The sequence below is a fragment of the Agreia pratensis genome, from assembly GCF_900177685.1.
GTDB lineage: Bacteria > Actinomycetota > Actinomycetes > Actinomycetales > Microbacteriaceae > Agreia > Agreia pratensis.
In genome coordinates this window covers 552,071-565,721 of record NZ_FXAY01000002.1, presented here as the reverse complement: position 1 = coordinate 565,721, position 13,651 = coordinate 552,071, and the positions used below count along the sequence as shown (strand labels likewise).

General features: G+C 65.0%; 11 protein-coding genes and 1 tRNA gene. 8 read left to right on the top strand and 4 right to left on the bottom strand.

Annotation, left to right across the window (positions count from 1 at the left end; translation table 11 throughout):
* Nucleotides 1-227: 227 nt before the first annotated feature.
* Nucleotides 228-608 (bottom strand): nuclear transport factor 2 family protein, encoded by a 381-nt coding sequence (locus B9Y86_RS08060; RefSeq protein WP_139824816.1) that lies wholly within the window; start codon nucleotides 606-608, stop codon nucleotides 228-230.
* Between the two features lie 236 nt (nucleotides 609-844).
* On the opposite strand from B9Y86_RS08060, the gene B9Y86_RS17910 reads away from it, so the two are divergent.
* The 3 genes from B9Y86_RS17910 to B9Y86_RS17905 all read left to right on the top strand — a co-directional run bounded on the left by B9Y86_RS17910 (nucleotide 845) and on the right by B9Y86_RS17905 (nucleotide 3,974).
* Nucleotides 845-1,369 carry an RNA polymerase sigma factor gene (locus tag B9Y86_RS17910; protein ID WP_085484752.1) on the top strand — a complete coding sequence of 175 codons (525 nt, stop codon included), beginning with the start codon at nucleotides 845-847 and terminating at the stop codon, nucleotides 1,367-1,369.
* Nucleotides 1,366-2,439 (top strand): CU044_5270 family protein, encoded by a 1,074-nt coding sequence (locus tag B9Y86_RS08050; RefSeq protein WP_139824815.1) that lies wholly within the window; start codon nucleotides 1,366-1,368, stop codon nucleotides 2,437-2,439. The genes B9Y86_RS17910 and B9Y86_RS08050 overlap by 4 nt, the downstream gene beginning before the upstream one ends.
* Before the next feature lie 1,247 nt (nucleotides 2,440-3,686).
* Complete coding sequence (locus tag B9Y86_RS17905) at nucleotides 3,687-3,974, top strand: putative immunity protein (protein WP_425319468.1); 288 nt, start codon at nucleotides 3,687-3,689, stop codon at nucleotides 3,972-3,974.
* A 142-nt stretch (nucleotides 3,975-4,116) separates the two neighbouring features.
* Here B9Y86_RS17905 and B9Y86_RS08035 read toward each other — a convergent pair.
* Nucleotides 4,117-4,206: transfer RNA gene (locus tag B9Y86_RS08035), tRNA-Ser, on the bottom strand.
* Nucleotides 4,207-4,397: 191 nt separating this feature from the next.
* Between B9Y86_RS08035 and B9Y86_RS08030 the strand changes: the two genes are divergently transcribed.
* The 4 genes from B9Y86_RS08030 (at nucleotide 4,398) to radA (ending at nucleotide 9,055) form a co-directional block, all read left to right on the top strand.
* Complete coding sequence (locus B9Y86_RS08030; protein ID WP_085484744.1) at nucleotides 4,398-5,177, top strand: hypothetical protein; 780 nt, start codon at nucleotides 4,398-4,400, stop codon at nucleotides 5,175-5,177.
* A 174-nt stretch (nucleotides 5,178-5,351) separates the two neighbouring features.
* Complete coding sequence (locus B9Y86_RS08025; protein ID WP_085484742.1) at nucleotides 5,352-6,860, top strand: tyrosine-protein phosphatase; 1,509 nt, start codon at nucleotides 5,352-5,354, stop codon at nucleotides 6,858-6,860.
* Nucleotides 6,861-6,911: 51 nt separating this feature from the next.
* Entirely contained in the window at nucleotides 6,912-7,523 is a 612-nt protein-coding gene (locus B9Y86_RS08020; RefSeq protein ID WP_244894681.1) for a class F sortase, read from the top strand.
* Between the two features lie 59 nt (nucleotides 7,524-7,582).
* Nucleotides 7,583-9,055, top strand: coding sequence for a DNA repair protein RadA (radA, locus tag B9Y86_RS08015; RefSeq protein WP_085484738.1), 1,473 nt, complete (start codon nucleotides 7,583-7,585; stop codon nucleotides 9,053-9,055).
* Nucleotides 9,056-9,182: 127 nt separating this feature from the next.
* On the opposite strand, the gene B9Y86_RS08010 is transcribed toward radA, so the two are convergent.
* Entirely contained in the window at nucleotides 9,183-10,730 is a 1,548-nt protein-coding gene (locus tag B9Y86_RS08010; RefSeq protein WP_217809185.1) for a carboxylesterase/lipase family protein, read from the bottom strand.
* Nucleotides 10,731-10,863: 133 nt separating this feature from the next.
* Between B9Y86_RS08010 and B9Y86_RS08005 the strand changes: the two genes are divergently transcribed.
* Complete coding sequence (locus tag B9Y86_RS08005) at nucleotides 10,864-12,906, top strand: phosphatase PAP2 family protein (RefSeq protein ID WP_085484734.1); 2,043 nt, start codon at nucleotides 10,864-10,866, stop codon at nucleotides 12,904-12,906.
* A 28-nt stretch (nucleotides 12,907-12,934) separates the two neighbouring features.
* Here the strand turns inward: B9Y86_RS08005 and B9Y86_RS08000 are convergent, their stop codons facing one another.
* Nucleotides 12,935-13,597: a hypothetical protein gene (locus B9Y86_RS08000; RefSeq protein WP_085484732.1), complete on the bottom strand. Its 663-nt coding sequence runs from the start codon at nucleotides 13,595-13,597 to the stop codon at nucleotides 12,935-12,937.
* Nucleotides 13,598-13,651: the final 54 nt, after the last annotated feature.

Here is a 13,651-nt window from a genome sequence, read left to right as displayed (position 1 = left end):
CGAGGGTACCGCACCGGTGGCCCGTCCTGTCCGACTAGGAAAGGGTCAGAGGAGTTCACTTCGCGTACGAGCGGCTCGATCTCGAACGAGAAAACCCCCTGAATCCCTTGTAAATACAGGAATGCAGGGAGTTTGATCGTGGCGGTACCGGTGGGTGTGTCCACTATTCCGTCGTCGCGTCGTCTGCTGATCTGGGTGACGCTTCCTCTCGTGTGAACGCCCCGGCTCTATGCGGACGGTTCGGCGCTGCCCGCCACTACTTGCCAACGACCCTCGATGATCGACCAAAAGCGGCGGTACATCATGCAAGCCTCGATTCGGTGGCCTCCATCGAATACGACGATGTCCACGAGCGACGATGTCCGGCCATGACCATCATGTTCCAGAGTTGACCGATGAAGCTCCGACAGCTTGTCGAATCGTGTTGCACCCGAGGTATGAGCATCGAGATCGGCTGAACGGCCTATCACTGAGTCGCCCGGCAGTTCGAAGGCCAGGCCCTCGTATAGCAACTCGCGAAGCTGGCTGACGTCGCCACCGCGCATGGCTTGGTGAAGAGCATCCTGGGCCTGGTCGATGGAGCGCCCTTGATCGTCCCGTGTCGTCATGTGACAAGGCTAATGTGCGGTTTCCGCAGACCCTGATTGACCCGAAAACGATCGATTCTCAATGCGCTCCGCTCTTTGGAGGATTTCGACAGCCTCGTACCAAGTGTGAGATGGGCTCGCCTTGCAGTTTCGTCTCCGACTCATCGGCAGAAGAAATGCCGGGCGGCCTGTTGCAGAACCGGTGTCCAGGAGCATGTAGAGAGTAAGGCTGATAGTTCAGTCCATTGAGGGGGAACATGCCAAGCGACGAGGACTCTGCATTCTCTGCCGCGTACAGCTCGAATTACGCCGATGTGCTGCGCTACGTGCAGCGCCGCGCCTCCCCGGCGAACGTCGATGATGTTGTGGCTGAGACTTTCGCCGTCGCATGGCGCCGCCGCGACGCACTTCCGGCAGAACCAAGGGCCTGGCTCTTTCGAACAGCTTCGAATGTGATGAAGAGCACAGCCCGGCGCGACGCTCGCCACAAGAACGTCGCACTTCGCTCATGGGAGCCACCACACACCGGCGCTGACCTAGTCCAAGGGTTGGACGTCATTGCCGCCTGGCGTCAACTCGCGCGCAAAGACCAAGAGGCGATCGCACTTCATGCCTGGGAAGAACTCAGCGACCAAGAGGCGGCAGCTGTTCTCGGATGCACGCGAGCCACCTACACAATGCGGCTCAGTCGAGCGAAGCGCCGCCTCGCCAAAATTCTCAGACCAGCCGTGGAGCCCTCTCGGGCCGATCAACACCTCCAACCCTACGAAGGAACGTCATGACCGAACCAGACATTCTCATGCAAGTACGGGCGTTGAATCCTGCACCCGCGAACGAACTGACGCCTGCCGAGCAGCGAAGAATGACCCAGCTCGCGGTCGAACTCTCTCAAGCATCCGTCCGACCGCTACGCGGCGTGACGTCGCCAGTACGGCGACGCAGGGCACCCCTGATTGCCTTCTCCGTTCTTGGTGCTGGCGCTCTTGCCGTGACACTTGTCGCCACCAACGTGCTTGGCCTGGGGGCATGGAGTGGCGGCGCTGACGCCGCGGCCGCAGACGTCTTGAATTCCGCCGCAATCGCGACGCTGGGCGTTACCGACCCTGTTGTCGGACCGGGACAATATTTGCTCATTCAGACAGACGCCGTGTACGCGTCCCACGGGGCGGACGGAAATGGAGAAATCACTTCCTATCTAGACGGCTACAGGGATGAGCTCTACGTCCCGGCAGACCAGGACGACGACTGGGTGTGGATGCGGTACGCCCACACGCCAGTGCAGACTTTCGGGCCAGCATCGGAAGCGTTCGCTGCAGAAATGCAGCCTCTCTACGAAGACGAACTACTTCGCGCTCCAGCCGGCACTTTTTACGGCGGTTCACCAAAGGAAATAAGCGGAGATTACGACTCGCTGCCCCGTGACCCCTCCCAGCTCTTGCAAACCATCTATGCGAAGACTGACGGTCAAGGCCAGTCCCGTGACGGTGCAGCTCTTGTCTGGATTGCCGATGTGCTGCGCAGTGGCACCGTACCCGCAGACCTTCGGGCTGCGCTGTACCAAGCGGCTGCTGAAATTCCCGGTGTCACGATTACCGAGCAGCAAGCCACGCTCGACGGAACAACGGGTATCGCGATCGGCCGAGTTGAAACTGTCACCAACGCCCGGCAGGACATCATCATTGACCCCAAAACAGGTCAATTCATTGGTGAGCGTGAAATCAGCCTCGATGCCCAGAACGGACTACCCGCGGGCACGGCATCGTCATCTACTGCGGTGACTACGACAGTCGTCGACGCCGCCCCCGAAGGCGGAACCCAGTACGGCAATCACCCTCCGGGAGACAAGCCGTGAGCGACCGAAACGCCGTCATTCATCCAGCGGACATCGTGCTTCCACCCGCGCGGCGACTTGATCTAACCTGGCTGCTCATTCAGATGAGCCAAGGCCAGTCGGACCGCGCCAATATCTAGCTGCCCGCTCGAAGCCGAGTACCCCTGAAGGATCCCTATCGGGCGCTCAGCCAGTGTCAGTCCTCGCTAGTTCAGATTCTCCCGATAGTTGCTGCATCCGAAATACCGTGGGTGCTCAATCCAGAGTTAGTGAGTCAGCGCCGCCCCCGTCCGTGTAGGTCAACGTGACCGTCAGTGGGGTCGCGGTCGAACCACTTGGAACAGTGAACTCGTGCGTAGTCGGCGACAGGTCAGCCGTACACGGATCCTGCGGTGAGGCCTCAAAATTTATCGTCACCGCATCGTCGGCGATGCGCTCCATCGACGCCGGAACGCGCGGGCAGCTGGAGCTACCCCAGAGGGTGATGGCGAAAGTATCGTTCCGCTTCAGCCAAACGCCTCGCGGAGAACCAAAGGACTCCATCCCCTCGTCGGGGCCGCCGCTCGTTTCCACCGTTCCTGAGTACGTGCGATCCGAGACGCTTGATGGTGCCCCTGCACAGGCCGTGAGCAGCACCGCAGAAAAGATCATGCCTAGTGTGGCAACTCCCCATCGCTTCATCCTCGAAGCATGCCGGACAGTGGAACGAATTGCTATGAGTAATACGCCAGCGTGAAAAGTGGCACTTCGAGCATCGCCGAAACAGTCCACTACCTCAAGCGCCCGCTGAGGGATCGGCTTACGTGCAGCAGGGGTGACAGATAGGGCTGCAGGAACGCGGCCGTTTAGTGCTGCGATTCACGGTCCGAAACTCGTTCCTTTAACTTGCGGCGGTAACTCGCGCAGTCATCGCGGCAGTTGATGTCGTCCCGCGGCTGATGCGGTGGCGGATCGCGACCTGACCTCTATCGCGACGCCCCGATGAGAGCCTGAGCGCCCATCGCGATGAGTGAGGCCGCGGTGAGGCCTGCGATGCAAGCGCGTAATCGCGGCGATGTGCCGATGCGAGGGATGCGCCGGATTCCTTGCCCAAGCAGAGCTTGCCATGCAGGGAGCATCAGTATATGAACGGCTGCGAACGTGAGTAGTAGTGCACCTGCTCCCGGGTCATCCGAGTGCAGGCGTGGAACGGCCACGACGTAGAGAGTCAGTGCCTTGAGGTTCGTGACGAGTGCAATGAATGACCACGGTATGAGCCATCGTGCCGATTGCGAAGAGGTCACGGGTCTGCGTATCGACCTGAGGGTTCGTGCGCCCGAGGTAAGGCCAAAAAGTATCAGGACCGCTCCGCCCACGATCGTGAATATCTGACGCGTTGTCTGGTGGTCGTCGAGGAACGAGCCCATATGTTCGATCACTCGCCGCACGCTGCGACCTACGCCGCGAAAGCCGTTGGCCTCTACAGTAACGACAACGATCGAGAAACGGAGCGGGCTTGGCAGTGGGAGAACCTAGCCCCCGAGTTGCGCCCTATCGGCTTCCCCAAAGGCTTCTAGCAACGACCTTGACGCCGTCTCGGTAGCCGAGATAACGCAAAGCGAAACTCGGATGTGTCCACCTCGCGTGCGAGCGGCTCGATCTCGAACGAGAAAACCCCCTGACTCCCTTGTAAACAAAGGGATTCAGGGGGTTTGATCGTGGCGGTACCGGTGGGATTTGAACCCACGGTGCTCTTTCAAGCACACAACTTTTCGAGAGTTGCACCTTCGGCCGCTCGGACACGGTACCGGGGACGAGTGTAATGCAGACCTGGGGTTCGCGCGAATCTACAGCGTGTAGAAATCGATGCCCGAGATACCGCGGATGCCGCCCTGAGAAGCCGCCTGGAGCCGAAATCCGGCGCATCCGAAGTGTTAGCCTTGCCTTAGTTGGGCGCGACAAACCCCGCGCGCCCTCACTTCCGAAAGGGTCCTGGTTCTATGAGCTACATCCGCTCCGCAGCATTCGAAGAGACCGGCTACGTGGTTCTCGACCGCTACGACCAGGCGGCAGACCCCCAGGAGTGGCTCGACCTCGAATACGTCGACTGGAAGTCGTCGGGTGTGACACGCTTCGCCCCTCTCGCCTCGGCTTTCGGCGAGATGGAGTGCAACGGCTTCTGGAACCACACTCCCCCGCGCACCGACAAAGACGGCGTCTGGGTTCAGGCAAATGTCGACCGCGCCCCCATCCTCAAGGCCCGCGCCGAAGAGCCCGGAGCCAACATCGGCCGCTGCCGCGTGATCGAGCTGCAGCCCAACAGCTACGCGAACGCCCTGTACAACCTGCACCAAGACGACAACAACCGCCTCAACCCCGACGGCACGGGCTGGATCGTTCGCGGCTTCTTCAACCTCTCCGACGACGCCGAGTCGTTCATGATCCTGCGCGAGAACCGCTTCGACCCCGACACCGAGGTGCGCATCGCGTTGCCCGCGGGCGCGCAGCTCATCGTCGACACGCAGCGCTTCTGGCACGCCGTCTGGCACAAGGGCCCCGAGCCGCGTTACTGCCTGATCACCTCGTGGACCTCGGGCCCCGAGCTCGACGCCTACATCGAGAAGTACCACGGCAACCCACACAACGTGAATGCGCCGCTCGACGCGAAGATCATCGAAGAGGGTCAGGCCGAGGTGCGCCAACGCCTCGCGGAGCGCGCTGCCGCTCTCGCCGCCAAGGGCCGTCATGACGACGGCTTCGGCGAAGACCCCGAGGCATAGCCTCACCTGTAGATCGACTGTGTGACGCGTGCTGGGTGCTTTCCCAGCCGCTCGTCGCTCTCCGTTCACCGGATGTTTGCTGCCGCAGCATCGCGCGTGCTTAGCGTTCTCGACGTCCCGCCGACCGCCTAAACACCGCAGGCACACACTCCCGAACCCGAACGGGGATCTTTCGTGAACACCCATGCCCAACGCCTCTCGCTCCCCCTCCGTCTGACGGCGGTCGCGCTCTGCGCCACCGCCGCCGTCGGCCTCTCCGCCACCAGCGCGAGCGCAGCCACACCCGCACAACCCGCGCTGACCGCTCAGGATCACGCCATCACCGACGTACCCGGCCTCGTCAACGGGCGCGAGCTCAATGCGGTCACGGGCCTGAACGGCCAGACCCTGAATGCGCCCCGCCTCATCCGCTCCGAGTCGCTCGACAAGATCACGACGGCCGGCGCGCAGACGCTCGCCGACACCTACCACGTCGACCTCGTCATCGACCTTCGTACGCCCGGCCAGGTCGCCACCAAACCGGATGTTCCCATCCCGGGTGCGCAGAGCGTCAACATCTCGATGTTCGGCGCGGATGGCGACTACAGCGACGACACAGCGATGTATCACGACCTCGTCGACAAGGGCTACGTCGATGCGGCAACACCCGGACCGATGATCAGCGCGTACAGCCAGATCCTGCACCTTCTCGCCACGCACACCGGCGGCACCGTGCTCATCCACTGCTCGCACGGCATGGACCGCACCGGAACCGTCGTCGACATGCTCGACCACATCCTCGGCGTCTCCGAATCAGACATCCTGCACGACTATCTGCTCTCGAACACGCAGCTCGGCGTGACCTGGGCCACCGCCGACCTGCTGCAGGGCACCTTCGAAAGCGACGTCGCCACCAAGTACTCCGGCATGGACTCGTACCTGTCGAAGACCATCGGCGTCACGTCCCAAGACATCGCAGCCCTTCGCAACCGGTTCCTGGTCTCCAACGACGCGAGCGCCTCGGCGATCACCATCGGCGGGGTCTCTGTGCCGCTCGACTCCGCAGCGACCGACGCCGGAGCATCCATCACGCTCGCGAGCCCGAGCCTCGCGCCGACCGATGTGCAGGTCGTCACCGGCAACGCGGATGCGACGTCGACAGTGACCGTGTCGGGCCAGAAGGTCGACGTCACGGTAACGGCTCCGGATGGCGTGACCACCAAGCACTACGGCATCACGGTCGCGAAGCCGGTCATCGCCATCGCCCAGGGCGACTCGCTCACGGCCGGCGCAACGGTAACCGTGACCGGCAGCGGATTCACGCCGGGTGCGGTCTACCAGATCGTCGTCCACTCCACTCCGACCGTCATCGGCCAGGCGACCGCCGGTTCCGACGGCACGATCACGGCGAGCGCGGTTCTTCCGGCCGACCTGGAGGCCGGCTCACACACGGTGTTCCTCGCCGACAGCACCGGAAACGCTGTCAGCGACCCGCTGACCGTGACCGTGGTCGCCGCGGCATCCACAACGGACACCGGTACCGGTGCAGCCGCATCACTTGCCGGCCCATCGGTTGCGACGGGCGGAACACTGGTCGAGCCGCCCTCTGCCTGGCCTGCGGTCAGCCTGGGAGCACTCGGCCTCGCCCTGCTCGCTGCGGTCGCCCTCGTCTACCGACGAACCCGCAGCAAGCTGGAACGGTAGATGGCTTCGCGGCACTCGCCGCGATCGACCCCGCGCTGGCGGCGACTGACTATGGTCGCCGCCAGCGCGGTCGTCGTCGCGTCGGGCATGGTCGTCATGTCGGCTGTCTTTCTCGCGCCGCATGAGCGCACGAGCGATGCCGACTCGCATCCGACCGACCTCGCAGGCAACGCCGTGCAGTTCGACGGATCGACCCCGAATCCGAGCGCGTCGGCCACGCCCTCGGGCACGGGACGCTTCCAGGCGCCATCTGTCGGTCTCGATGTGCCCCTCGGCTCGCTCGACGTCGTAGACAACGAGCTCGAACCGCCCGGGTTCACCTCGGCGTACTGGGTGAGAAACCTCGGTGTCGCTCCGACCGACAGCGCGAACGGCACCGTCTTCGTCGTCATGCACTCGCTCAGGAACGGCGGCGAGGGGCCGGGCAACGCATTGATCGACGTCGATGACGGCAAAGCCCGCATCGCGTCAGGAGCGTCGATCGTCGTCGACGATGTCGAGTACCACGTCGTGAGCACCGAGACCGTCGACAAGGGCCAGATCTCTCACGACCAGTCGGTCTGGGCCGACACACCGGGCCGTCTCGTGGTGATCACCTGCCTCCAGCGTCCAGACGGCGCTCCCTCCACCGACAACATGGTCATCGAGGCGACGCGGGGCTGACGCCTACCACTCTCCACAGGCGGTGATCGGATGTCGTCGGTCGCGTCTATCGTGGATGCATGGCCTCACGAACACCCACCGCTTACCGCTGCACGGAGTGCGGCTGGCAGAGCGTCAAGTGGGTGGGGCGCTGCGGCGAGTGCCAGGCGTGGGGCACGGTCGTGTCGAGCGCCGAGAACGAGGGCATCGCCCGCACGGTGAAAGCGGCGAAGCTCAGCGAGACGCGCATCGCTCAGCCCATCACCGAGATCTCCACCGAGGCCGCCAGTCACTGGGCGACGGGCATCGACGAGTTCGATCGCGTTCTCGGCGGCGGCCTCGTTCCCGGGGCCACCATCCTGCTCTCGGGTGAACCGGGCGTGGGCAAGTCCACCCTGCTCCTCGAAGTCGCGGCGAAGGCGGCCGAAGAGCACCTGCGGGTTCTCTACGTGAGCGCCGAAGAGTCGGTCAGTCAGGTCAAGCTGCGCGCCGAGCGCACCCACTCCCTCTCGCCTACGCTCATGCTCGCCGCCGAGACCGATCTCTCGACCGTGCTCGGCCAGATCGACGCAGTGCAGCCTCACCTGGTCATCGTCGACTCGGTGCAGACCGTCGCCAGCAACTCCATCGACAGCGCCGCCGGCAGTCCCACGCAGGTGCGCGAGGTCGCATCCGCCCTCATCAGGGTCGCCAAAGAACGCTCGCTCCCCGTCATTCTGGTCGGCCACGTCACCAAAGACGGCTCGATCGCCGGCCCCCGCGTTCTCGAGCACCTCGTCGATGTCGTCTGCCAGTTCGAGGGCGACCGCCACACCAGTCTTCGCTTTGTGCGCGCCCTCAAGAATCGCTACGGCCCCACCGACGAGGTCGGTTGCTTCGAGATGACCGCCGAGGGCATCGCCGAGGTTCCCGACCCCAGTGGCCTGTTCTTGAGTCGCAGCGGCGAGGCGGTCAGCGGCACCTGTGTCACCGTCGCTCTCGACGGCCGGCGGGCGATGCCCGTCGAGATCCAGGCCCTCGTCGTCAAGACCACAGCACCCAACCCTCGCCGGGTCACCAATGGGGTCGACGGGTCGCGGGTCGCCATGCTTCTGGCCGTGCTCGAGCGCCGGCTCAACATTCCTCTCGGCGACCGCGACGTCTATGTGTCGACGGTCGGGGGCGTGCGCCTCGTCGACCCCTCTGCCGACCTCGCCATCGCCCTCGCCATCGCCTCGGCCAACAGCGATCTCTCTCTGCCCCATACCTTCGCGGCGTTCGGAGAGATCAGCCTCGCAGGCGAGGTGCGTCCCGTCGCGTCCTCCAGCCTGCGCGTCACCGAGGCGAGGCGGCTCGGCTTCACCGATATCCTCGGCCCCGACGAAACGCAGATCCGTCGCGCGTTCCGCGTGGCCTTCGACAAGCAGCCAGCCACGGGCTCCCGGGTGAGCCCGGCGCATCCGTCGACGGGGTCGTTCCCCGTGCAGTCGCGAACGCCACCGACGAAGCCGCCGCAGAAGAAGGCGCCGAGCACTCCCCTTCGGCTCGTCGAGACAGACCGCGACCGCGACTAGTTCACCCGCGCTGGTCGAGTAGCGCTCGCGACGAAGGCGGGTTTCGATACGGTCGCTGGGCGACCTACTCAACCAGCGCATAGGAGACGTACTCGATCAGCGCAGAAGAGATCAGCGCAGAGCGTCGTCACACGTGTGGCACGAACTCCTGCCAGGCCACGCGGCGCGCGCTCCGAGGGTCGTTCTCCACGCGGTCTGTCTTGTCGAAGATCATGGTCGCGCGGGTCTCTTCGTCGTATTCGGGCCAGCCGGCCACCTGCCCGCTGCGGGCGAAGTCGATCCAGTGCCGCCGCATCCGGTCGCCCGTGCGCATGAACGCTCGCCGCCCGCCCAACGCCCCCATCGCCCGGCCGAACCAGCCGTTCATGCGGTCGAACAGGGCGAAGAGTTCGAGCCCGTGCGTGGCGTCGAAGCCGAGCTGTCGAACGAGCCGAGGAGCGATGTCGAAGCGGTAGAAGTGCACCGGGGCGTAGCGCGAGTGCCGCTCGGCCACCTTCACCGTGGGGTACCAGAAGGCGTAGTCACCGGCGAAGTCAGCGGCCGGTCGCTTGTCGGGCAGACCCGGATACTCGGCCTTGATCGCCTTGCGAGCCTTCTTCTTGGTGCGCGAGAAGATGGCCCGGATGCGGGGCGGGGTCGTCGCCAGAATGTCCAGACGCCCCGTGAACAGCGAGCCCTCGCGGTCGTTCGTTCCGATGATCAGGGGAATGCGCGCGGCGCGACCGTGCTTGAACGCTTTGAGCGGGCGCTCCGGCAGAAAGTCGCCGTCGATCACGGGGCAGAGTGCGATGGTTCCCGGGTCGCGATCGGGTGCCAGCAGGGTGAGAGAGACGGCGGCTTCGACCAGATCGGATGCGTCGGCCCGGGCGAGCAGATCGCCAGCGTCGTCGACGGAGGTGGTCTCGACCCCGCCCGGTTCGATGCGATCGGCGAGGAACGCCACGAACTCGTCGGCCCATCGATGGGTCTGTTCCGGAGGATAGATGGCGTTCGTCGGAGCACTCTGGGCGATCGCCTTGGCGAAGAGACCGTGCGCGGCAGGCGTCGCCATGAGAGTGGTCACGGCATTGCCACCGGCGGATTCACCGAACACGGTGACGTTGTTCGGGTCGCCTCCAAAGGCTGCGATGTTGGCACGCACCCACTCGAGCGCGGCCACCTGGTCACGCAGCCCGAGGTTCGAATCGAAGGCGCGCTCTGGTGTCGAGAAACGCGTGAAGTCGAGATACCCCAACGCGCTGAGTCGATAGTTGATGCTCACATAGACGATTCCGCCATCTCGCACGAGAGCCTCGCCGTTGCGCGGGTACTCCGCGCTGGAGCCAACCGCATAGGCACCGCCGTGAATGAAGAGCATCACGGGCAATCCCCCGCCGACCGAGCCGGCAGGCCGAAGCACATTGAGGGTCAGGCAGTCCTCGCTCATGGTCTGCTTCTTCGATGCACCGACGAAGTGCCCCTGCAACGATTGCCAGGGCACCGGTCCGAACTCAGACGCATCACGCACGCCGGCCCACGGAACGGGAGGCCGCGGAGCCTTGAACCGGAGGGGGCCTATCGGCGCCTCGGCATAGGGAAGGTTGCGCCACGCCTCGATGCCTCGTTCGCGAACGCCGCGCGCGATTCCCTGGGCGACCCGCACGTCGAGATTCTGTGACATGTTTCGCTCGACCATGCCCCGATGCTAGACGTGCCAGATGAACGCACGGGTTGTTAACCCGCGGTTCCTATCGGCGTAACCCTGGTCGGATTCACTGGGCCGGACTCGTGCGCTGGCACGGGCAACGACTTTCCTGGAGCATGACCCGATGAACGCACCGTCCCCCACGCGTCGTACCCGTCGCATCCGCATCGCTGTTGCGGCGGCCCTTGCCGCGACCGTCGCCTGCAGCGTCGCCGCACCCGCCCAAGCAGCGCCGACCGACTCGATCGTCGCGCAGCCGGATGCCTGGGGCCGCTACTTCGTCGACGCGTGGGCCAGCAACTCCACGGGCAACACCACCCCGCAGAGCAACGTCGCGATCGGCCTGCTCTCGCCGATGCTCGAGTACTGGACGCCCGATGCGAACCCCACGGCGCAGTTCGATGCGAACGGCAAGTTCATCCCCTCGAGCGTGGGCACGATCAAGAATCAGGCCGTGCTCGATGCGAACATCGCCACGGCTGCGGGCATCACCCAGTCGCGCACGGCCGAACAGTCGACCCAGGCCTACCTGATCGATCGTCGAAACCAGAACTACTCGGCGATCAACGGACTCGGCCCCTATGCCGATGCCTTCCGCGCGGGCACCAACGCGGGAACCACGATTCCCGACCAGATCCCCACCGACGCCACCACCGTGAAGTACGACGATGCGGGCAACTCGAACGGCGCCTGGGCAGACTCCGGCACCACCTATGGCCCCATGGTCGACCTGGTGAATCAGTTCCGCAACAGCGCCGCCTCGACGAACCCGGCGAAGGCCTACTACAACTACGCCCGCCCCTTCCGCTGGAGTGACAGCGTCGAGGTTCTGCCCACGCTCGTTCCCGCCGAGAAGACGGATGCCGAGTGGCAGTCCGACGGCGGCTACCCCAGCGGGCACACGAACGCGGGCTACCTGGCCAGCTATGCGCTCGCCTACGCGGCGCCGGAGCGGTTCCAGCAGATCTTGACCAGCGCGTCGGAGATCGGCAACAGCCGCATCGTGGCTGGCATGCACTCCCCTGGCGACGTGATCGGCGGCCGCATCATGTCGACCGCCGTGGCCGCGGCCGCTCTGAACCAGCCCGGCAACGCCGCTCTCAAGCAGAGTGCTCGCGCGAACGCGGCGACTCTGTTCGCCACCACTCCGTCGGGAAGCGACGCGTTCGCCGACCGCGGCAGCAACGAGAAGCTCTATGAGCAGCGACTCACCTACGGTCTGCCCCGGGTGGGCGACACCACGAAGTCGGCGGTCGTGCCGAAGGGCGCAGAGGTTCTGCTCGAGACGAGGCAGCCCTACCTGAGCGCAGACCAGCGCCGCTGGGTACTCCAGTCCACCGCGCTGCCTTCCGGCTACGCGCTGCTGGACGACTCCGAGGGTTGGGGCCGGCTGAACCTCTTCGCCGCGGCAGATGGTTACAGCGCCTTCTCCACCGACGTCACCGTCGACATGAACGCGGCTGACGGTGGTTTCAGCAGTGCCGATAGCTGGCGCAATGACATCGACGGCGCGGGCTCGCTGACCAAGCAGGGAACGGGCGTTCTGACACTCACCGGTGACAACTCCTACCTGGGCGGCACCGTCGTCGAGGGCGGCCAGCTCGCGGCAACGTCTCCGACCGCGTTCGGCACCGGCTCCGTCAGCGTTGCCGGCGGCATCCTGTCGGAGAGCGCGACCGCACCGGTTGTCATCGGCGGCAACCTCGCCGTTCTCACAGGCGGCGAGCTGGATCTGAGCATCGACTCGTCGGCCGCAGCCATGAACATCGCTGGCAATCTGGCCGTCGCAGGAAAGGTGAAGACCACCTTCGCGAACGGCTTCGTGCCAGCCGACGACCAGGTGATCGCCACCTACACGGGCTCCGCGTCGAACATCGACCTCGCGTCATTCAGCTTCGAGGGTCTGCCCGCCGGCTACACGCCGAGCGTTGTGCTTCGCGACGGCGCCGTGCATCTGCTGAACCGCACCCCTGCTGCCGGTGACGCCGCAGGAGACCCCGGAGACTCCGCAACGGCGAGCACTCTCGCGGCTACCGGCGCGACACTGCCCCCGCTTCTTCCCCTCGGTGCGCTCGGCATGCTGCTGGCCGGCGGTGCGCTCATCGCCGCACGGTCGCGCACGCGAATTCGTTCCGAGGGCATGACATGCAAGGGAGGCCGCGCGTAGCGGCGATCTCGAGCTGAGCGGGCCTGAACTAGCCGAGAATGAACTGCTTGCTGGCGGCCGACGCGAATCCGCCGATCGACACATCGAGGTGGTACGACGCGCCTCCCGCGGGAACCTGCGGCCGGTCCGTCGACGCGCACGTGTCGGCGGTGGAGCGGGTGCGGTCCCATGCGAACGGAGTCGACGCGAGCGTCGCTCCGGCCTCGATCACCGTGGGCATGTCGGTGGGGGAGGCCTGGCAGTCGGTGGACACCCAGTACTTCTCGTCGCCGCTCCGGATCGTGTAGACCTGCTGCGCCGTGCCCACGTTGACCGAACAGGCCGTTCCACCCGTGTTCGTCATGCTGAGCGATAGCTGCGGGTTGACCCCGGCGGCGTAGGTGTCGGCATCGGTCACCGGGGTCACCACGATATTTGCGGCATCGCACGCGGGCGTCGAACCGTCGGCGGGAGGTGCGGCGTCGACATTCTGCGGCTGGCCCGACCCAGACGGCGGCGCTGTCGTCTGCGGAGCAGTCGTCGTGGCCGCGGGCGGGGTGGCCGAGCTTCCGACGGTGGAAGACGAGCCGGGCCGCACGATGATGAGCACGATGATGGCGATGACCGCGAGAAGACCCGCGAGCACGATCACGCGCCGGCGCCAGTAGACCTTGCTCGGTTCCGGTCCGACGGGATTTTTGATCGTCGACATGACCCTAGGCTACGAGCTTCATGCTCCCGACACCCGCATTGGCGCGGCTGTAGG